The sequence below is a fragment of the Pseudomonas sp. S5D5 genome, assembly GCF_003013355.1.
Classification (GTDB): domain Bacteria; phylum Pseudomonadota; class Gammaproteobacteria; order Pseudomonadales; family Pseudomonadaceae; genus Aquipseudomonas; species Aquipseudomonas aylmerensis.
Genome location: NZ_PTEO01000001.1, coordinates 5,762,946 through 5,781,858, shown reverse-complemented (window position 1 = coordinate 5,781,858; position 18,913 = coordinate 5,762,946). Strand labels below are relative to the sequence as shown.

The 18,913-nt window shown below is 63.6% G+C and carries 17 protein-coding genes and 1 pseudogene; 9 read left to right on the top strand and 9 right to left on the bottom strand.

The features are described 5' to 3' along the window. The first annotated feature begins 84 nt into the window (after positions 1-84). From C9990_RS26400 to C9990_RS26390, 4 genes and pseudogenes are all read left to right on the top strand, one after another. Complete coding sequence (locus C9990_RS26400) at positions 85-318, top strand: hypothetical protein (RefSeq protein WP_065900852.1); 234 nt, start codon at positions 85-87, stop codon at positions 316-318. A gap of 170 nt (positions 319-488) precedes the next feature. Then, complete coding sequence (locus C9990_RS26395; protein ID WP_106805121.1) at positions 489-1,259, top strand: transporter substrate-binding domain-containing protein; 771 nt, start codon at positions 489-491, stop codon at positions 1,257-1,259. 107 nt (positions 1,260-1,366) lie between these two features. Then, positions 1,367-1,648: pseudogene (locus C9990_RS33175) on the top strand (PAS domain-containing protein); the annotation flags it as partial. Positions 1,649-1,894: 246 nt separating this feature from the next. Beyond that, the gene (locus tag C9990_RS26390) at positions 1,895-2,941 is read left to right on the top strand and encodes a methyl-accepting chemotaxis protein (RefSeq protein WP_371920710.1); all 1,047 of its coding nucleotides are present in this window, start codon (positions 1,895-1,897) and stop codon (positions 2,939-2,941) included. 67 nt (positions 2,942-3,008) lie between these two features. Here the strand turns inward: C9990_RS26390 and C9990_RS26385 are convergent, their stop codons facing one another. The 6 genes from C9990_RS26385 to C9990_RS26355 form a co-directional block, all read right to left on the bottom strand. Then, positions 3,009-3,752 (bottom strand): YkgJ family cysteine cluster protein, encoded by a 744-nt coding sequence (locus C9990_RS26385; protein ID WP_106805119.1) that lies wholly within the window; start codon positions 3,750-3,752, stop codon positions 3,009-3,011. A gap of 109 nt (positions 3,753-3,861) precedes the next feature. Continuing rightward, on the bottom strand, positions 3,862-4,344 hold the full coding sequence (locus C9990_RS26380; RefSeq protein WP_106805118.1) for an N-acetyltransferase: 483 nt from the start codon (positions 4,342-4,344) through the stop codon (positions 3,862-3,864). A 3-nt stretch (positions 4,345-4,347) separates the two neighbouring features. Beyond that, entirely contained in the window at positions 4,348-5,250 is a 903-nt protein-coding gene (locus C9990_RS26375) for a chemotaxis protein CheV (RefSeq protein WP_106805117.1), read from the bottom strand. A 239-nt stretch (positions 5,251-5,489) separates the two neighbouring features. Beyond that, on the bottom strand, positions 5,490-6,464 hold the full coding sequence (locus C9990_RS26365) for a D-glycerate dehydrogenase (RefSeq protein WP_106805116.1): 975 nt from the start codon (positions 6,462-6,464) through the stop codon (positions 5,490-5,492). A gap of 196 nt (positions 6,465-6,660) precedes the next feature. Further along, the gene (locus C9990_RS26360; protein ID WP_065900869.1) at positions 6,661-7,629 is read right to left on the bottom strand and encodes a LysR family transcriptional regulator; all 969 of its coding nucleotides are present in this window, start codon (positions 7,627-7,629) and stop codon (positions 6,661-6,663) included. A gap of 97 nt (positions 7,630-7,726) precedes the next feature. Next, positions 7,727-9,922: a hypothetical protein gene (locus C9990_RS26355; protein WP_157955101.1), complete on the bottom strand. Its 2,196-nt coding sequence runs from the start codon at positions 9,920-9,922 to the stop codon at positions 7,727-7,729. A 230-nt stretch (positions 9,923-10,152) separates the two neighbouring features. Between C9990_RS26355 and C9990_RS26350 the strand changes: the two genes are divergently transcribed. From C9990_RS26350 to C9990_RS26335, 4 genes are read left to right on the top strand one after another with little or no spacing between them, the layout of a single operon-like run. Beyond that, the gene (locus C9990_RS26350) at positions 10,153-11,664 is read left to right on the top strand and encodes an efflux transporter outer membrane subunit (protein ID WP_106805114.1); all 1,512 of its coding nucleotides are present in this window, start codon (positions 10,153-10,155) and stop codon (positions 11,662-11,664) included. 10 nt (positions 11,665-11,674) lie between these two features. Then, complete coding sequence (locus C9990_RS26345; protein WP_106805113.1) at positions 11,675-13,852, top strand: FUSC family protein; 2,178 nt, start codon at positions 11,675-11,677, stop codon at positions 13,850-13,852. Continuing rightward, positions 13,842-14,042 carry a DUF1656 domain-containing protein gene (locus C9990_RS26340; RefSeq protein WP_106805112.1) on the top strand — a complete coding sequence of 67 codons (201 nt, stop codon included), beginning with the start codon at positions 13,842-13,844 and terminating at the stop codon, positions 14,040-14,042. The genes C9990_RS26345 and C9990_RS26340 overlap by 11 nt, the downstream gene beginning before the upstream one ends. Before the next feature lie 10 nt (positions 14,043-14,052). Beyond that, positions 14,053-14,913, top strand: coding sequence for an HlyD family secretion protein (locus C9990_RS26335; RefSeq protein WP_106805111.1), 861 nt, complete (start codon positions 14,053-14,055; stop codon positions 14,911-14,913). Between the two features lie 626 nt (positions 14,914-15,539). Here C9990_RS26335 and C9990_RS26325 read toward each other — a convergent pair. Further along, a complete protein-coding gene (locus tag C9990_RS26325; protein ID WP_106805110.1) occupies positions 15,540-15,947 on the bottom strand; it encodes a DUF4440 domain-containing protein in 408 nt (135 codons plus the stop codon). Next, a complete protein-coding gene (locus C9990_RS26320; protein WP_106805109.1) occupies positions 15,940-17,127 on the bottom strand; it encodes an MFS transporter in 1,188 nt (395 codons plus the stop codon). The genes C9990_RS26325 and C9990_RS26320 overlap by 8 nt, the downstream gene beginning before the upstream one ends. Positions 17,128-17,238: 111 nt before the next feature. Here C9990_RS26320 and C9990_RS26315 point away from each other — a divergent pair, with 111 nt between their 5' ends. Then, positions 17,239-18,096, top strand: a complete 858-nt coding sequence (locus C9990_RS26315) for a LysR family transcriptional regulator (protein WP_106805108.1) — start codon at positions 17,239-17,241, stop codon at positions 18,094-18,096. Here the strand turns inward: C9990_RS26315 and C9990_RS26310 are convergent. Further along, positions 18,093-18,905: an SDR family oxidoreductase gene (locus C9990_RS26310; RefSeq protein ID WP_106805107.1), complete on the bottom strand. Its 813-nt coding sequence runs from the start codon at positions 18,903-18,905 to the stop codon at positions 18,093-18,095. The genes C9990_RS26315 and C9990_RS26310 overlap by 4 nt on opposite strands. Positions 18,906-18,913: the final 8 nt, after the last annotated feature.

Here is an 18,913-nt window from a genome sequence, read left to right as displayed (position 1 = left end):
AGATCCGAGGCGGGCAGGTATACTGCGCGCCAGCGTGGCCCGCAAGCCGGCCTCGCGTCATTTTTTGCACGTTCCGGAGCTTCCATGACTTCCCCGACACAACCCCCTGTTGAAGCGACCGACCTGGTCGATCCGGCCAGCGCCGAAGGCGTTGAAAAAGCCGAGATCCCGGCGTTCAAGTTTCCGTTCAAGCCGGGTGAACTGGCCGGGGCCAAGCAAGCCGCCCAGCCCTGGTACAAGAACGGCGCCAAGAACGGCCACACCAAGTCCCCAGGCATGGCCCCGCCGGGAACGCGTCGCTCCATGGGTAAACGTTAAGATTAACTAGCTGCAACATTTGGCGGAAGCTGCCTACAGCTTTCGCGGATGTTTCTGCTTGTGGGGCAGCAACCATTTCTTGAAAGCTTCCACAGCCTCTGCTCCGCCCCGTCGGTATTTCCCGGGACGGAGTGTGTCGAGGCTGGTCTTTCCGGAAAAGGACGCTTCCCGTGGCCCTGATACACATATGTGTAATGCTTGTCCTGTTGTGCGCGGCTGAAGCCGTCGCCGCTGATGATCCCCCTCGGCAGGAAATCCGCTTCGCGGTTGCCGCGCAATTCCCCCCCTTCCAGAGCCGTGATGCGCAAGGTCAGTTGGTCGGCCTGAATATCGACCTGGGCAATGCCCTCTGCCAGCAACTGAATGTGCGCTGTACCTGGGTTGACCAGGTGGTCGTCGAAGACTTTCCTGCCCTTGAGGCCCGGCAATTCGATGCAATCATGGGCATGGCCCCGACGTCGCTGCGCCGCCGTCGGGCGGGCTTCACCGACACCCTCTATCCCTTCACGACACGGCTGGTCGCCCGCCGGACCTCTGGCCTGCTGCCGCGCGTCAAGTCGCTCAAGGGCAAGCGCGTCGGCGTTTTGCTCGGCAGCAATCGTGAAGCCTTTGTGCGCTCGAAGTGGGCGCCCAGGGGCGTGATCATCAAGAGCTTCTGGCTCAACGATGAACTGGTGCGCAGCCTGGTGGCCGGTGATATCGATGCGACCCTGCAGGGCACCGTGGAAATCCGCCAGGCCCTGCTCGACACCGATGATGGCCAGGACTTCGACTTCCTCGGCCCGCCTGTTTCGGCCGCGCTGTTGGGCGACGGCGTGGCGATTGCGGTGCGCAAGACCGATACGGCGTTGCTCAATGACCTCAATCGCGCCCTCGAAGAGTTGATGCAAAACGGTGAGTACCGGCGAATCCTCGCGCCCTACCGCCTGGAAACTCCGTGATGGCTAATTAATTGCGCAGAACATGAGCTGGATCAGTATTTGCCCCATGGGTGCGCTTAGAGTCGACGCCCTGCCGACTCCTCCAATAATCACGAGCGCGCTTCTCCATGAAGATCAATCTGCCGGTCACCGGTCGGAATGTGGACTTTGCCCCCGACGCCAACATCCTCTCGACCACTGACCTGACCAGCGCGATTACCTACGCCAACCAGGATTTCATCGACATCAGCGGCTACCACCGTGACGAGTTGCTGGGGATGGCCCACAACGTCCTGCGCCATCCTGACATGCCGTCCGAGGCCTTTGCCCATATGTGGCAGACCTTGAAACGCGGCCGGTCGTGGATGGGCATGGTGAAGAACCGCTGCAAGAATGGCGACCATTATTGGGTCAGCGCGTATGCGACGCCGGTGACCCGCGACGGGGCGACGGTGGAGTACCAATCGGTGCGCACCAAGCCGGATGCGTCCAGGGTGGCGGCGGCAGAACGGGCGTATGCGCGACTGCGGGCGGGCAAGGCGCGCGCGTGGCCGGCGGTTGGTCTCCAACTGAAGCTGTCGGGCTGGGCGGCTGCCAGCTGCGCCGTGGCGTGGGTGCTCGGCGTAGGCCTGGCGGCTTACGCGCCAGTCTGGCAACTGCTGGGCCTGGTGGCGGGATGTGCAGTCGGCGCGGCCGGGGTGAGACTGATCGTGCGGCCCCTGGCCCAGTTGAGCCAGCGCGCCCGCCAGATTGCCGATAACCCCCTGAGCCAGGCGATCTACACCGGGCGCCGTGATGAATGCGGGCAGATCGAGTTTGCCCTGCAGATGCTCGAAGCCCAGGTGGGCGCGGTGGTCGGGCGCATCGGCGATGCCTCCCAGCGCCTGGCGGGGCACGCGGCGCAACTGGTGCGGCATCTGGACAGCAGCCAGGCCAGCACCCAGGGCCAACAGACCCAGACCGATCAGATAGCGACGGCCATTCACCAGATGGCCGCCAGCGTGGCGCAAATGGCCAGCCATGCCCAGCAGGCGTCCAGGGCGGCCGACCAGGCTGGCAACGAAACCCTTGAAGGCCATCAACGCGTGGATGAAAGCCGTGACGCGGTGATGCGCTTGTCCCAGGAGTTGGCGCGGGCCACAGACGTCATCCACCAACTGGAAAGCCACAGCGGCGAAATCAGCGGCGTGCTGGAGGTGATCCGCACGATTGCCGAGCAGACCAACCTGCTGGCCCTGAATGCGGCCATCGAAGCCGCGCGGGCCGGTGAGCAGGGCCGTGGTTTTGCCGTGGTGGCCGACGAAGTGCGTGGCCTGGCCCAGCGCACGCAGCAATCGACCGATGAAATCCAGCGCATGATCAGCACCCTGCAGGGCGGCGCGCGCGACGCAGTGCAGGCCATGGCGCAGAGCAGCGAACATGTGCACGCCAGCGTCGAGCAGGCGCAACGCGCGGCGGCTGCGCTGGATGGCATCAGCCAGCGGGTCATGCAGATCACCACCATGAGCCAGCAGATCGCGACCGCCGTGGAAGAGCAGAGCGCGGTGAGCGAGGACATCAATCGCAATATCCTCGGCATCCGCGATGCCGGTGAAGCCACGGTCAGCGCCGGCCAGCAGAGCCAGCTCAGCTCCGGTGACGTGGCGGCCCTGGCGGAGGATTTGCGCCAGTTGGCGCGGGAGTTCTGGAGTGGACGGCGCTAACCGGGTGCCCACGTTGAAATGCAGTCACCTGTGGGCATGGGCTTGCCCGCGAAGCGGCCCGCAAGCCCTACGCTGCGCGCAGCGGAATAAACGCGTAGTTGGCCGGCACTTCAGTCGCAATCTGCGCGCCGGCATCCAGCAGTTGCTCGGCGATGTCCATGCCTGACACATGGAACACCCACTCGTTGGCCACGGATGGCTGATCCACCGCCAGCTCGATCGCCTGGGCAAACGCGTTCATGTCCGGCAGGTAGGCGGTGAAGCCATCCCCCTTGAGCGCCGTGGTGCGAATACCCAGCAAGGCGCACACCGCCTCCTTGGTCTGCACATCGTCACGGTCGGCCTGGCGCGAGCGCAGGATCAGGTCCGCCAGCGCCGGGTCGGCCAACTCGCCGCCGATGATCAGCGCCGGGCCCTGTTCCCAGGATTCCGGCGGGCAGTCCTTGGCGGCGGGGTTCAGTGGGATATGCGGGTTGATCTCCATCGGATAGATCCGGCACACCAACGGACGGCGTTCATAGATGCGGCACAGGTTGTCTTCGTCAAGATTCCGGCAGCGGCCGGCGTTATAGGCGGCAAAGGTGATGGCTACAAACGCCTCGGTGTTGCCGCTGGGCACCACCACTGAACGCCGCTCGGCATGTTCGCGTTGCTGCTGTGGCAAGCCCAGGCCATTGCCCAGGAAACCCTCTACCAGAACGATGACGTTGCCGCCGTCCGCCGCCCACATACGGGCTTCGGCGAGGGTCAGGGGGACGTGATGGTCGGTGCAGCATTTGCCGCAGCCAACGCAGGAAAAATGGGTGTTCATGGGCGGATCTGTCACCAGGCAAGGTCAGAGGGCACGCATGAACGGTGACGGGTTTTGACCTCTATGCACCGTTCGGTGTCTCTGGAAGCAAGTTATGCGCCAGTGCCTGTCAGTCCTCGGCGACTGCATCGCGCAGTACAAAGAACATGCCTGCGCTTGCGTACAACTGTCGGGCGCGCTGGTTGCTCTCCAGCACCTTGAGGTCGACGCAGGGTTCGCCGCGTTGCTTGAACACCTGGAAGGCCTGCAGCAACAAGGCGCGGCCCAGCCCCTGGCCCTGGGCGCAAGGGTGTATGGAAAGGTTCTTGATAAAGGCGCTGGTCCAGCACTGGGCCACGCCGAGAATGCCTTCTGCGTTGCTGGCCACCAGGCACAGCGTGGGGTCGAATTCGGCATCGGTGATGAACTGCTGCTGCCAGGTTTCCAACGGCGGCACGCGGCCGCCGCCTTGCTCCTGGGTCATGCGCAATACCGCATGAATCGCCGGGGCCAGCTCATCGCGGTAGTGGTCCAGCTGCGTACCCGCCGGCCACTGCGGGGCCGGCAGGCTGCCGGTGAGGTCGCGACGCAGCAACTGGTAATACGTGCTCACGCGTTACAGGCCTTTTTGCGCCACGGTCTGGGCCGCCACCACCAGGCACTTGGTCAGCTCGGGCGACGAAAATTTGGTCAGTACCGCGTCGGCACCGGCCAGGCGCGCTTTTTCGCTGTTCATCGCGCTGTCGAGCGAGGTGTGCAGCAGCACATAGAGGTCTTTGAAATCCGGGGTTTCGCGCAGGGTGCGGGTGAGGGCATAGCCGTCCATTTCCGACATCTCGATGTCGGACACCACCACATTGATCTGCTCGACCGTGCCTTGCAGCTCCAGCAGCACATCGATGGCTTCCTTGGCACTGCGCGCGGTGTGGCAGGTGAGGCCGAGGTTGCGCAGGGTGTGTACGGATTGCTGCAGGGCCACCTGGCTGTCGTCGACCACCAGGATGCGCGCGTTGCCGAGTACTTCGGCTTCTTCCATGGTCAGGTCGGTGGGCGCCGCTTCAATCGGGGCCGGTGCGATGCCGTGGATGACTTTTTCGATGTCGAGCACCTGCACGAGGCCGCCTTCGACCTGGGTGACCCCGGTGATGAACGCGCGGTTACCACCGGAGCCGTAGGGCGGCGGGCGGATGTCGGTAGTCAGGCAGTGCACGATCTTGCTCACCGCCTGCACATGCAGGCCCTGCTTGGATCGGCTTACATCGGTGACGATCAGGCAGCCACCGTCCGGGTCCTGCAGGGGCATTTCACCCAGGGCACGGCTCAGGTCGATGACCGCCAGCGAGTTGCCGCGCAGGGTGGCGATGCCTTTGACGTGGGGGTGCGACTCCGGCAGCTTGGTCAGCGGCGGGCAGGGGATGATTTCACTGACTTTCAGCAGGTTGATCGCCATCAGCTTGCCGCTGCGCAAGGTAAAGAGCAGAAGCGAGAGAGAGTCTGCGCGGGCTTTGGTGGTGGACATAAAAACCTTCTGTGGATCAGGGATGACGATCTATAGAGAGTTATCGACTTGGGGAGGCCAGGCTTTAACCGGATTTTGTGTCGGGATGGGTCTGTAGGAGCTGGCTTGCCTGCGATAGCAGCGCTTCGGTCTTTCTGTGAAACCGGGGTGATGCTATCGCAGGCAAGCCAGCTCCCACACAAGCCAGCTCTTACACAAGCTGGCTCCTACACAAGTCCCCATTTCACCGGGGGGATGAGTCAGCCTTTCCAGACCTGCGGGTTCACCAGGTCCTGGGGACGCTGGCCGAGCAGGGCGCTGCGCAGGTTGTCGAGGGCGCGATTGGCCATGGCTTCGCGGGTTTCATGGGTGGCCGAGCCGATGTGCGGCAGGGTCACGGCGTTGCTCAGTTGGAACAGCGGCGACGCGGCCAGCGGCTCCTGCTCGTACACATCCAGCCCGGCGCCGCGGATACGCTGGGTTTGCAGGGCCTCGATCAGCGCCGGTTCGTCGACCACCGGGCCACGGGAAATATTGATCAGGATCGCGCTGGATTTCATCAGCCCCAGCTCGCGGGTGCTGATCAGGTGGCGGGTCTTGTCGCTCAATGGCACCACCAGGCACACGAAGTCCGCCTCGGCCAGCAGCTCGTCCAGGCTGCGAAATTGCGCGCCCAGTGCCTGCTCCAGCGCCGGCTTGCGGCTGTTGCCGCTGTACAGGATCGGCATGTTGAAGCCCAAGTGCCCGCGACGGGCCACGGCCGCGCCGATGTTGCCCATGCCGACGATGCCCAGCGTCTTGCCATGCACATCGCAGCCGAACAACGGCGCGCCGACACTGGCTTTCCACTCGCCGGCCTTGGTCCAGGCGTCCAGCTCGGCGACCCGGCGCGCGCTGCTCATCAGCAGGGCGAAGGCCAGGTCGGCGGTGCTTTCGGTGAGTACGTCAGGGGTGTTGGTGAGCATGATCCCGCGCTCGTTGAAGTACGGCACGTCGTAGTTGTCGTAGCCCACCGAGACGCTGGACACCACCTCCAGCTTGCTCGCGCCTTGCAATTGCTCGCGTCCCAGCTTGCGGCCCACGCCGATCAGGCCGTGGGCGTGGGGCAGGGCTTCATTGAATTGAGCGTTGATGTCGCCCAGCTTGGGGTTGGGCGCGATCACCTCGAAATCCTGTTGCAGGCGTTCGATCATTTGCGGGGTGACACGGCTGAAGGCGAGGACAGTCTTTTTCATTGCAGGCGGGCTCATCGACTACGGAAGAATGCCAAGCAAGCTAACATTCTTGCGGGTGATTGTCAGGACACCGCCAAACCAATGTGGGAGCGGGCTTGCTCGCGAATGCGCAGTGTCAGTCACTACATCTGTGGCTGGACTATCGTATTCGCGAGCAAGCCCGCTCCCACCTTTGATTTAGATCGACAGGTGGAAATCAGTTCGTCAGGCGCGCGCCACTCAGGCTGCCGCTCAATTCATACGCCACCAGTTCCGCCTGGTGCGCCGCCAGGATCTCCGGCAGCGAGCCGCGCAGGTATTCGACCCAGGTCTTGATCTTCGCGTCCAGGTATTGGCGCGACGGGTAGATGGCGTACAGGTTCAGCTCCTGGGAGCGGTAGTTGGGCATGACCCGCACCAGTGTGCCGTTGCGCAGGCCTTCGATGGCCGCGTACACCGGCAACAGCCCGACGCCCATGCCGCTGGTGATCGCGGTTTTCATCGCATCGGCCGAGTTCACCAGGAAGGGCGAGGTGTTGATCGCCACGCTCTCCTGGCCTTCGGGGCCGTTGAAGGTCCATTTATCCAGCTGGATCACCGGGCTGACGAGGCGCAGGCAGGCGTGATTGAGCAAATCCTGGGGCCGTTGCGCGCAGCCCTTGGCCTTGACGTAATCGGGCGAGGCGCAGGCGATGCTGTAGGTGATGCCCAGGCGTTGCGAGACGAAGCCCGAATCCGGCAGCTCGCTGGCCAGCACGATGGACACGTCGTAGCCCTCGTCGAGCAGGTCCGGCACGCGGTTGGCCAGGGTCAGGTCGAAAGTCACGTCCGGGTGGGTGCGGCGGTAGCGGGCAATCGCATCAATCACGAAGTGCTGGCCGATGCCGGTCATGGTGTGCACTTTCAACTGCCCGGCGGGGCGCGCGTGGGCGTCGCTGGCTTCGGCCTCGGCTTCCTCGACGTAGGCGAGGATCTGCTCGCAGCGCAGCAAATAGCGTTTGCCGGCTTCGGTCAGCGCGATGCGGCGGGTGGTGCGGTTGAGCAAGCGGGTTTGCAGATGGGCCTCAAGGTTGGAGACCGCGCGCGAAACGTTGGCGGTGGTGGTGTCCAGTTGCACGGCGGCGGCGGTGAAGCTGCCGGCTTCGGCCACGCAACTGAAGGCGCGCATGTTTTGCAAAGTGTCCATGGAGTGTTCTCAAGGGAGATGCCAAATTGTGACATGAAGTTGCGCACAGGTGTGTATCCGCTGGGCGCTGCTCTCCCCGGAGCACGGTGACGAAGGATCAGGACAAGGTCCAGGCCTCACTGACTTTGGCCTGGTAGTGCGGCAGATACTCGCGCAGCAAGTGATTGAAGGCCTCCTGCGTGCTGGCGCGGTTTTCGCCGGTAGGCGCTTCAAGGGCGGTGTGCGCGTGTTGTACCAGGGTTTCGGCGGCGCGGCTGAGTGCCGGGCTGAGGCGTTTGAGCGCGTCAATCTCGGCGGTCAGCGGCGTACCGTGCGCCTGTCGGCCAAGGGTATCGAACAACGCGTTAAAGTCGTCGGCGTGTCGCGCGACGTAAGCGTCCCAGCCCGGCTGCTGATCAGGGGTTTCCAGGTAGCGACGGGCGATGGGCAGCAGATGATCAAGCGAGTCGCTGCCCAGCTGTTCTTTGTGCAGGGTTTGCCGGGTACGCAGTGACTGCGCCGCTACGCCGAAGAACTGCTCGACCGGCGCCGGGAGCTTCAGGTCACGGCTCTTATTCAGCGTATGGCGGGTATGCAGCAGCACCGGTTGGCCGTGCTTTATTTTCACCAGTACTTGAGTGGACGACGGCCTCGCGGGATCGAGCACCGATTCGCTGATCGAGCGGACCAGGTTTTCCCAGTCGAACGTTTGCTCGCCAATCGCGCCCAGTACGCGAAGCAAGGTTTTCTTCACGACCTGCCGCGAATCTATCGGGGCGATGTCGATTGTCAGGTAATCACCGCTCAGATGGGGGTCATCAAGCTTGCGGTGGCTGGCTTCAATCGCCACCCCTTTGCCTGCCCCGGCCTGCGCCGAGGCCGTTACTGCGGCGCTGAAGCTCACTATTCGGGTCTCGGCTGTCAGCGTGTGGACTTTTAATTCGTCGGGGCGAAGCAGTGCCGGGTTGCGCTGGATCAGGCTGCGTATCTCAGCATCCTGCTGCGGAGTCAGGCGCGAGTGGGTCTTGAGCAGCACATAGCGCTCCAGCAGGGATTGGGCCTGTTTGTGGCGGGCGTGCCGGGCCGCGTTCAACGCGGACGCCGGCACGGATGTGCAGGCCTGCTGGGTGAAGTGTTGGCTGGTGTCGGCGATGTGGCGTTGCATGGCATTCAACAACGCCGCAGGGTCGTCGTTGTAGTGCTTGGACGAGGCCAGGCGCAGTCGTGCCATCTCAGGCGCTGTTTCGTGCAGGCTCAGGATATCCAGGGTGATCTGGCGCTGGGTACGCTGCAGGGTTGGCTTTATCGTGGTATTGAGCTTCAGGGCGCTGAAGACATCCACCGTGACCTTGTTCCGCGCATTCAGGAGGAGGCCTCTTTCGGTGATAACCGGCTGGGAGGTGCTTCTCATGCTGGGCAACTCAACATCGACAAGGCCGGCGCTGGCCAGGGTATCCCGGACATAGGGTTGGCTCAGTGCTGAGCAGGCGAGGTGTTTCTGCAGGTTATGGCTATCACGCACCAGGCTGGGCAGGTTTTGAACGGTTCGCCGGATGCTCTCGCTCAGGGAAGTGCGAACCGAATGGCTGCGGGCATCGGCGTACGCTTCCAGATTTGCGTATTCGCGAGACGATACATAGCCTACGCCGAGCTGGCTGTGGGTCTGGAACTGGTTTGCGATCGATGACTTCAGATGGGCCTGCAGGCTGAGGGTGCGCGTGCTTTTGACGCGTTGGTCAGCGGTGATTTCCAGGCGCGAGTCGGCTGCCAGTTGTGGCCCGGCCCGGTTCTGCAGCGTGGGGTCCAACACAAAGTTGTAGCCGATATGACGGTGGTTGCTGCGCTCGCCGCCGTTGCGCACGTAGGCAAGCGCCGGCAACAACTTCTGCGTCAGGTGCAGGTGTCGGTCATTGCTGACCGCTGCGCGAAACTGCCATTTCAGCGCGCGACACAAGGCATAGTCGGCTTCGACGTCCGGACGCTGGCTGGAGCGATGTTGGCCCAGCACCTGCTCGGCTTTTTTGAAAAACGCGTAGTAGTCCGGTAACTCCTCTACCGACACCTCCAGCCTCGACGGGCTGCTGGACAATTTGTGGTGAAGCGCTTCTATCTGCGCTTGATCGCGATGATCGCCCGCGAGCGGGACCAGCTTGTCCAGGACCAGGTCGGCGATCCAGCGCACGTCCCGTTGCAAAGGGAACATGCCCGGCTGCAAAGGCTCGGGCGAGAGGTGCAGTTGCCTGCGCAGGGCGTCAGCGGAGGCGGGTGCGGGTGTCGGCGCTATGCGGACGCGCGTGCTGGGGGCTGAAAGCATTCGGGCACTCCAGAAGGGTGGGATGCTCGTCATTCTGCTGGTGGGCACTTCGGCACGCTGTAGGGGAATAGCCTGGCGTCGGGATAAACATCCCAACTTGCCTTGAGCCGGCGCGGATTATCGCCTGAACGGTAACAAAGATTCACAGGAATACCCGCTTATCGTTCCCCATGCCGCCCCCTAGAATTGCGCCACCTCTCCCCGCATCACCACCTCAGGAATTCGCAGCAGTGCCGCGTCGCATCAGCAGAGAGCTGAAGACTCTCAGTGTTTGGGCCTTATCGTTAGCAATCAGCGGCTGCATCGGAACCGGAGGAATCGCCCCACAGGGCCAGGCGCTCGACGCCAATCACCTGGCCACCGACGAGGCGATCCAGCAGGCCGCCCAGGACGCCCACTGGCCCACCGCGCAATGGTGGCAGGCCTTTGGCGACCCGCAACTCAACCGCTGGGTGGCACTCGCCACTCACAACAGCCCGAGTATGGCCATCGCCGCCGCGCGAGTGCGCGAGGCGCGGGCCATGGCCGGGATTGCCGAGTCGGCCGAGTCGCTGCAGATCAACAGTGACACCACCCTCAAGCGCCACAATTGGCCGAAGGATCAGTTCTATGGCCCGGGCGAGTTGAGTGGCCAGACCACCTGGGACAACAACTCGTCCCTGGGCCTGAGCTACGCGCTCGACCTGTGGGGCCGTGAAAGCAATGCCTCCGAGCGTGCCGTCGACCTGGCGCACATGAGCGCTGCCGAAGCCCGCCAGGCCCAGCTCGAATTGCAGAACAACGTGGTGCGCGCCTATATCCAGCTGTCGTTGCATTACGCCAACCGCGATATCGTCGCGGCGACCCTGGCCCAGCAACAGCAGATCCTCGACCTGGCCAACAAACGCCTGAACGCCGGGATCGGCACGCACTTCGACGTGAGCCAGGCCGAAACCCCGTTGCCGGAAACCCATCGCCAATTGGACGCCCTGGACGAGGAAATCGCCCTGAGCCGCAACCAGTTGGCGGCATTGGCCGGCAAGGGGCCGGGCGCGGGCGCGCAATTGCAGCGCCCGACCTTGTTCCTGGCCGCGCCGCTGAAACTGCCGTCTTCCTTGCCTGCACAACTGCTCGGCCAGCGCCCGGACGTGGTCGCCAGCCGCTGGCAGGTCGCGGCGCAGGCGCGTGGCATTGATGTGGCGCATGCCGGCTTCTACCCCAACGTCGACCTGGTCGGCAGCCTTGGCTACATGGCCACCGGCGGCGGCATGCTGGAGTTCCTGGCCGGCAAGAAATTCAACTACAACGTCGGCCCGGCGATCACCTTGCCGATCTTCGACGGCGGCCGTTTGCGTGGCGAGTTGGGCGAGGCCAGCGCCGGTTACGACATCGCCGTGGCGAAGTACAACCAGACCCTGGTCACCGCGCTCAAGGGCATCAGTGACCAGTTGATCCGCCGCGAGTCCATGGACAAGCAAGCGGGCTTCGCCGCGCAGTCGGTGGCCTCGGCGCAGAAAACCTATGACATCGCGATGATCGCCTACCAGCGCGGGCTCACCGATTACCTCAATGTGCTGAATGCCCAGACCCTGCTGTTCCGTCAGCAGCAGGTCGAGCAACAGGTGCAGGCCGCCCGCCTGAGCGCGCACGCCGAACTGGTGACAGCCCTGGGCGGCGGCCTCGGTGCCGGCAACGATGTGCCCGACGACGCCAAGACCCTCCCGAGCAAGACCCCGGCGGCACTCGCCGTGTTTGATCACTGAGTAGGATTGAATGACTCCCTTGCCTGCACCGCTGCGCTGGCTGCATGCCCTTGAGTGGCGCCGTGGCTTTTTCGACTGGGCACGCAGTGATGGCGTGACCTGGGTGTATATCTTCAAGGTGCTGATCGCCGCGTTCCTGACGTTATGGCTGGCCATGCGCCTGGAACTGCCGCAACCGCGCACGGCAATGATCACCGTGTTCATCGTGATGCAACCGCAGAGCGGCCAGGTGTTCGCCAAGAGTTTTTACCGCTTCCTCGGCACCCTGGCGGGCTCGGCGGTGATGGTCTTTTTGATTGCCTTGTTTGCGCAGAACACCGAGTTGTTTCTTGGCGCGCTGGCGATCTGGGTCGGCATTTGCACCGCCGGTGCGACCCGCAACCGTAACTTTCGCGCCTATGGGTTTGTGCTGGCCGGCTACACCGCGGCGATGGTTGGCCTGCCGGCCCTGGCCCATCCCGACGGGGCCTTTATGGCGGCGGTCTGGCGCGTGCTGGAAATCTCCCTGGGGATTCTGTGCTCGACGCTGGTCAGCGCCGCGATCCTGCCGCAAACCAGCAGCGCCGCGATGCGTAACGCCCTGTACCAGCGCTTTGGCGTGTTCGCGCTGTTTGTCACTGATGGCCTGCGGGGGCGCAGCCAGCGCGAAGGGTTCGAGGCCAGCAACGTGCGCTTTATCGCCGAAGCCGTGGGCCTGGAAGGGCTGCGCAGCATCACCGTGTTTGAAGACCCGCACATGCGTCGGCGCAACGGTCGCCTCAGTCGCCTCAACAGCGAGTTCATGAGCATCACCACGCGCTTCAATGCGTTGCACCAGTTGCTTGAACGCCTGCGCACCGACGCGGCCGATCACGTGGTGGCGGCGATCAAGCCCGGCCTGCAGGACCTGGCCGAACTGCTCGACGGCTTTTCCGGTCGTGCCCTCACCAGCCCCGATGCCGCACGCCTGGTCAATCAACTGAGTGCCTACAAGGACGGCTTGCCCGCCACGGTGCGCAGCCTGCGCGCGGCGTTCCAGGAGGGCAACCCGAGCGAAGCCGAGCAGCTGGATTTCCACACCGCCTACGAGCTGCTGTACCGTTTCGTCGACGACCTGCACAACTATGCGCAAACCCACGCCTCCCTGGCCGATCACAGCCATGCGCGCGAGCAGTGGGACGAAACCTTCATCCCCAAGACCAACTGGCTGGCCTGCGCCGCTTCGGGGATTCGCGCCTCATTCATCCTGATCGTGCTGGGCAGCTACTGGGTGGCGACCGCCTGGCCCAGCGGCGCGACCATGACCCTGATCGCGGCGGCCACCGTCGGTTTGTCCGCCGCCACGCCGAACCCCAAGCGCATGGCGTTCCAGATGGCCTGCGGCACCTTGATCGGCGCGTTGGTGGGCTTTGTCGAAATGTTCTTCGTGTTCCCCTGGATCGACGGCTTCCCGCTGCTGTGCGTGATGCTCGCCCCGGTCATCATCTTCGGTGCGTTTCTCGCCTCACGCCCGCAATACGCCGGGGTCGGTGTGGGCCTGTTGATCTTCTTCAGCACCGGTTCGGTGCCGGATAACCTCACGGTCTACAACCCCTACACCTTTATCAACGACTACATCGCGATGGTCATCGGCATGCTGGTGTGCGCGGCGGCGGGGGCGATCATCCTGCCGCCCAACAGCCGCTGGCTGTGGCGCCGCCTGGAGCAGGACCTGCGCGAGCAAGTGGTGTACGCGATCAGCGGCAAGCTCAAGGGCCTGGCCTCGAGTTTTGAAAGTCGCACCCGTGACCTGCTGCACCAGGCCTACGGCCTCGCCGTCGGCCAGCCGCAAGTGCAACGCGACCTGTTGCGCTGGATGTTTGTGGTGCTGGAGGTCGGCCACGCGATCATCGAGCTGCGCAAGGAACAGGCGATCCTGCCGGTGCACCCGGCGTATGCCGAGTCTCAGCCGTGGCGCCAGGCGATCCGCGTGATGGGCCGCTCGCTGGTGCGGCTGTTCCTGCAGCCCAGCGCGAGCAACCTGGAGCGCGGGCTGATCGCCGTCGACCACGCGATCAGCCGCGTGCAGGCCACCGACGAACCCTTCGCCCCGCACTTCGATACGTCGGCCCTGCGCCGGGTGAAAAGCTACCTGCACTTTATCCGCACTTCGCTGCTCGACCCGCAATCGCCACTGGCGGCCCTCAAAGGAGCCCCGCATGCCCCGTGAAATCGCGTTCCACGGCCTCTACATGCCGACCATGACCCTGATGTTTCTGATCGCGGCCGTCCTGGCCTGGGCCTTGGACCGCTTCCTGGCCGGGTACGACCTGTACCGTTTTTTCTGGCACCCGGCGTTGCTGCGCCTGAGCCTGTTCGTTTGCTTGTTCGGCGCATTGGCGCTGACCGTCTACCGTTGAGAATGCCCCGATGAAAAAGTTTTTCAGCCTGCTCGCGACCTTGCTGGTACTGGCTCTGGCAATCTGGATTGGCCGCACGCTGTGGGTGCATTACATGCAAACGCCGTGGACCCGCGATGGTCGCGTGCGCGCCGACATCATCAACGTCGCCGCCGACGTGACGGGCGAGGTGGTCGACGTGCCGGTGCGTGACAACCAGTTGGTCAAGAAGGGCGACCTGCTGATGCAGATCGACCCCGAGCACTACCGCATCGCGGTCAAGCAGGCGCAGTCCCTGGTTGCCTCGCGCAAAGCCACCTGGGAGATGCGCAAGGTCAATGCCCACCGCCGCGCCGACCTCGACGCCCTGGTGATCTCCAAGGAAAACCGCGACGACGCCAGCAACATCGCCGACTCGGCCCTCGCCGATTACCAGCACGCGCTGGCGCAGCTGGAAGCCGCCGAACTCAACCTCAAGCGCACGCAAGTGGTAGCGGCGGTGGACGGCTACGTCACCAACCTCAACGTGCACCGTGGCGACTACGCGCGCATCGGTGAAGCCAAGATGGCCGTGGTCGATATGAACTCGTTCTGGGTCTATGGCTTCTTTGAAGAAACCAAATTGCCGCATGTGAAAGTCGGCGATAGAGCCGACATGCAACTGATGAGCGGCGAGACCTTGAAGGGCCACGTGGAAAGCATCTCGCGCGGCATCTACGACCGTGACAACCCCGAGAGCCGCGAGTTGATCGCTGACGTGAACCCGACGTTCAACTGGGTGCGCCTGGCCCAGCGCGTGCCGGTGCGGATTCACATCGATGAAGTGCCGGAGGGCGTGCTGCTGGCGGCGGGCATCACCTGCACGGTGATCGTCAACCAAACACAAGACTAAAAGGTGAAGCCTGGGGTTTGGCGGCGTGGCTGGAATAGGCGGGCCTTGCACCGCAGGCATGGACAGCGCCTCTCTCCCTGTGGGAGCGGGCTTGCCCGCGAATACGGTGTGTCAGTCAACGAATATGCGGGCTGATCCAGCGCTTTCGCGGGCAAGCCCGCTCCCACCTTTTTGATCGCGGTGAAACCTGGGGTTTGGCGGCATGACTGGAATAGTCAAGGCTTGCACCGCAGACATGGACAACGCCTCTCTCTCTGTGGGAGCGGGCTTGCCCGCGAATACGGTGTGTCAGTCAACGAATATGCTGGCTGATCCAGCGCCTTCGCGGGCAAGCCCGCTCCCACCTTTTTGATCGCGGTGAAGCCTGGGGTTTGGCGGCGTGGCTGGAATAGGCGGGCCTTGCACCGCAAGCATGGACAACGCCTCTCTCCCTGTGGGAGCGGGCTTGCCCGCGAATACGGTGTGTCAGTCAACAAATATGCTGGCTGATCCAGCGCCTTCGCGAGCAAGCCCGCTCCCACCTATCATGCGCTTGGGCCTGATATCGCAACGGCACACACTCACGCAGCACCGTCACCAGTCAGGCTGTTCGCTGTTTTTTTGCAGGATCCGCTCGATCAGTTATTTCATTGCGCTAGCGCTACATAGGTTTCATGCAAATGGCGCCACAACAGCGCGCCACTCGCCTGTTTCTCGAACACCACGGTGGCACGGCGGTCGGTCTGCGTGCCGCTGGCGTCGATCTGATGTTCGCGATACGTCACGGTGGCGCCGCGTGCGTGACGGTCGATGCCGGTCATTTCACTCAAGGTGATTTTCAACCCCGGGCGCATGCCGCCCAGGCGGGTGAACAGCGCGTTGACCCCGGCTGCATTGACCCGTGCGCCCGTGGCGGGGGCGATCATGCTGAACTCGGGGGAGAAGCGCGCGAGCAGATTCTGCAGGGTGCCTTCGGGTGCGACGCCGGCAAACCATTGCTCGATCTCGACGTGGGTCTGGATCACTTCCTCAAAAAAATCGCTGTAATCAATCATGACGGGGCTCGCGGGCAGGGTGAAGCAGTGTCCGTACTGTGGAGGCATCCAGGCGCAGCACTGCAAAGAGAGGCAACAGGGTTAATGCGGCTGCCATCGTGAAGGTTATGGCGAAGGAATCCAAGGCCGACAACAGTGCACTGAGGGCAGCCGCACCGAGGCAGAAGCTTATTTGCCGATTGATATTCCACAACGCGCTGGCATGGCCCATGCGCTCGGCGGGGATATCCAGGAATGCCAGGGTCTGTGCGGTGCTGCTGCACAGGCTGCCGCCCAGGCCCATCAAGGCGTAGGCGAGAACGATCAGCCCTGGCTCGTTGAGCAGCAGGATGCCGGCGCATTGCAGCAGCATGCCCACCAGCAGCAAGGGTTTGGGGCCGCAGCGATTGAACAGTTTTTTGCTCAGCCAAATGGCCAGCGCCGAGGCCAGTGCCCACGGCAACATCAGGGCGCCGGTGTGTGTGGCGTCGTAACCCAGGCCGCGCAGGTAGAGAATGGCGATCAGGCTGGTGCCGATAAAGACGCCGGGAATGCACAGGTAGACCAACATCGCGGTGCGCAGCATCGGGCTGGCGATCTGTTTGAATATGCTGCCCACCTCCAAGGTAGGACGCACGCTGGCGGGCACGTCGGGTTTTATCCACAGCCTCGCCAGCAGCAGAGTGATCAACGCCAGCGGCAGGTTGGCGTAGAAGATCCAGCGCCAGGACACGTTGTCGACGATCAGCCCGCCCAACGCCGGGGACAGGGCGGGCACCAGCAGGGCCACCGACATCACGCGGGCGGTCAGTTGGCTGCGCTCTGCCGCGCGGTAGTGACGGTACGCCATGGCCTGGCCCACAGGGATCAGCAAGCCGCCTCCGAGCCCTTGCAGGGCACGCCAGCCAATCAGCGTTTCAATCGAGTCCGCCTGGCCCACCAGCACCGAGGCACCGGCAAATATCAGCAGGCTCACCACGATCAGGCCGCGCTCGCCCATGAGCGCCGCGAGCCACACACTCAAGGGAATGATCAGGGTCAGCCCGAGTAGGTAGGCGTTGCTGACCCAGGCCAGTTGCGTCACCGACGCCTGCAGCTCGCGGCCGATATCCGGGTAGGCGACGGTGGCGACAAACATGTTCAGCAGGTCGAGGGCGAAACCCAGTAGAAAGATCCAGGCGATTTTCGAGCGGTAGGTCATTGAGCGCGATCCGGCGAGTGAAGCGCGCAGGGTAGGCTGCACGCAACGTTTGGGATACGCCGGTTTGGCTGCTAGTTTGTCAAAAATATTTTGACAAACGAGGGGCAATTGATGGTCAGCCTGGACCGATTCGACACGTTCAAGGCCGTGGTCGAGGCCGGGTCGCTCACTGCAGCGGCCGATCTGCTGGGCCAGACCCGCGCCGTAGTGAGCTTCAATCTCAAGCGCCTGGAAGCGGAACTGGGGGTCACCCTGCTGACGCGCAGCACCCGCCAACTGGCGCTGACCGATGCCGGCGAGCGTTTTTACCTGCGCTGCACACGCGTGCTCGAAGAGGCGCAGTTGGCCGTGGAAGAGGCGCGCTCCGAACAGGCCCAACTCAAGGGCACCCTGCGCATCACCACCACCGTGGAATATGCGCTGGCCGTGGTCGCCCCTGCGGTGGAGCGTTTTCGTCGCCTGCACCCGGACCTCAACCTGCACTTATCCACATCCTCCACCCACGCGGATCTGATCTCCGAGCGCTTTGACGTGGCGATTCGGTTGGGACGTCTACTCGATTCCAATCATCGCGCGGTGCAGTTGTCCACGTTCGACGTGTTCGCGGTGGCGGCGCCCGAGTTTGCCGGCGTGCAAACCCTGGATCAGTTGGCACTTGCGCCCAAACTGGGCCACGGCCGCTTGACGGAACTGAGCGTGACCGACCCCGCTGGCGGCGAGCATCCATACCGTGCCGGGCCCGCAGCCCTGGTGGCCGACAGCGCGGCCGTACTGCTGGCCTTTGCCGTGCGTGGCCTTGGCGTGGCAGTACTGCCGCAATGGCTGGTGCAGGATGACCTTGAGTCGGGACGCCTGGTGCGGCTATTGGCGGACCATCGCTTCGCCCCACAAGGCGTGTTTGCGCTGTACCCGGATACCCGTCACCTGCCGCTGAAAGTGCGGGCGTTTATTGATTTCATGAAGGGTTAAAGCGTCCCGCTCAAGCCAAAGCGCTTTTTCAAGACCTTCTCGAGCAGCCCCTTGGGCAACAACGCCGCCATCAACGGCAGCGCTCGACTGCCATTGCCCGCGCGCAGCAAGCGTGGCGGTGTTGCTTGTTGCACCGCGCTCAGCACCTGGCTGGCGAAGTGGCTGGCGGGTGTCGGCTTGTCCTGGGAGGCCTGGCTGCGAGCACGAATACCCTCGCGCAACGGCCACCACGGTGACTGCTCATTGATCAACAGTTCGGCCTGGGCCCCGGCGTTCTTCGCAAAGCGGGTATCGATGGCGCCGGGCTGCACTTCCATTACGCGGATACCAAACGGCGCCAGCTCCATGCGCAGTGCATCGCTCAAGGCATGCACTGCCGCCTTGGAGGCGCAGTAGGCACCGGCAAACGGTGTGACCAGTACGCCGGAAACGCTGCCGATATTCACCACCAGGCCTTTGCGCTTGCGCAGGGCCGGGAACAGCGCCTGGGTCACGCCAACGATGGAAAATACATTGGTCTCGAACTGGCGCTGCATCGCTTCAGTGCCGCCATCGAGCAATGGCCCCATGGCGCCGTAGCCGGCGTTGTTGATCAGCACATCCAGTTCGCCCAGATGCGTGGCCAGGGTTTGCAGGGCACCCGCGTCGTTCACGTCCAGCAGCACGGCATGGAAGCCGGCGTCGTTGAGGGCGATCACGTCGTCTTCGCGGCGGGCGCTGGTCAATACGTCGAAGCCCGCCGCCTTGAAGGCCTCGGCCAGGGCGCGGCCGATGCCGCTGGAGCAGCCGGTGATGAGTACGTTGGGCATGGATCAGT

Bases quoted from the DNA above. Each gene is read 5' to 3' on its own strand.
- C9990_RS26400 (WP_065900852.1), top strand. From the start codon at position 85: ATGACTTCCCCGACACAACCCCCTGTTGAAGCGACCGACCTGGTCGAT.
- C9990_RS26385 (WP_106805119.1), bottom strand. From the start codon at position 3,752: ATGAACACCCATTTTTCCTGCGTTGGCTGCGGCAAATGCTGCACCGAC.
- C9990_RS26375 (WP_106805117.1), bottom strand. From the start codon at position 5,250: ATGTCCACCACCAAAGCCCGCGCAGACTCTCTCTCGCTTCTGCTCTTT.
- C9990_RS26365 (WP_106805116.1), bottom strand. From the start codon at position 6,464: ATGAAAAAGACTGTCCTCGCCTTCAGCCGTGTCACCCCGCAAATGATC.
- C9990_RS26360 (WP_065900869.1), bottom strand. From the start codon at position 7,629: ATGGACACTTTGCAAAACATGCGCGCCTTCAGTTGCGTGGCCGAAGCC.
- C9990_RS26355 (WP_157955101.1), bottom strand. From the start codon at position 9,922: ATGCTTTCAGCCCCCAGCACGCGCGTCCGCATAGCGCCGACACCCGCA.
- C9990_RS26345 (WP_106805113.1), top strand. From the start codon at position 11,675: ATGACTCCCTTGCCTGCACCGCTGCGCTGGCTGCATGCCCTTGAGTGG.
- C9990_RS26340 (WP_106805112.1), top strand. From the start codon at position 13,842: ATGCCCCGTGAAATCGCGTTCCACGGCCTCTACATGCCGACCATGACC.
- C9990_RS26335 (WP_106805111.1), top strand. From the start codon at position 14,053: ATGAAAAAGTTTTTCAGCCTGCTCGCGACCTTGCTGGTACTGGCTCTG.
- C9990_RS26325 (WP_106805110.1), bottom strand. From the start codon at position 15,947: ATGATTGATTACAGCGATTTTTTTGAGGAAGTGATCCAGACCCACGTC.
- C9990_RS26320 (WP_106805109.1), bottom strand. From the start codon at position 17,127: ATGACCTACCGCTCGAAAATCGCCTGGATCTTTCTACTGGGTTTCGCC.
- C9990_RS26315 (WP_106805108.1), top strand. From the start codon at position 17,239: ATGGTCAGCCTGGACCGATTCGACACGTTCAAGGCCGTGGTCGAGGCC.
- C9990_RS26310 (WP_106805107.1), bottom strand. From the start codon at position 18,905: ATGCCCAACGTACTCATCACCGGCTGCTCCAGCGGCATCGGCCGCGCC.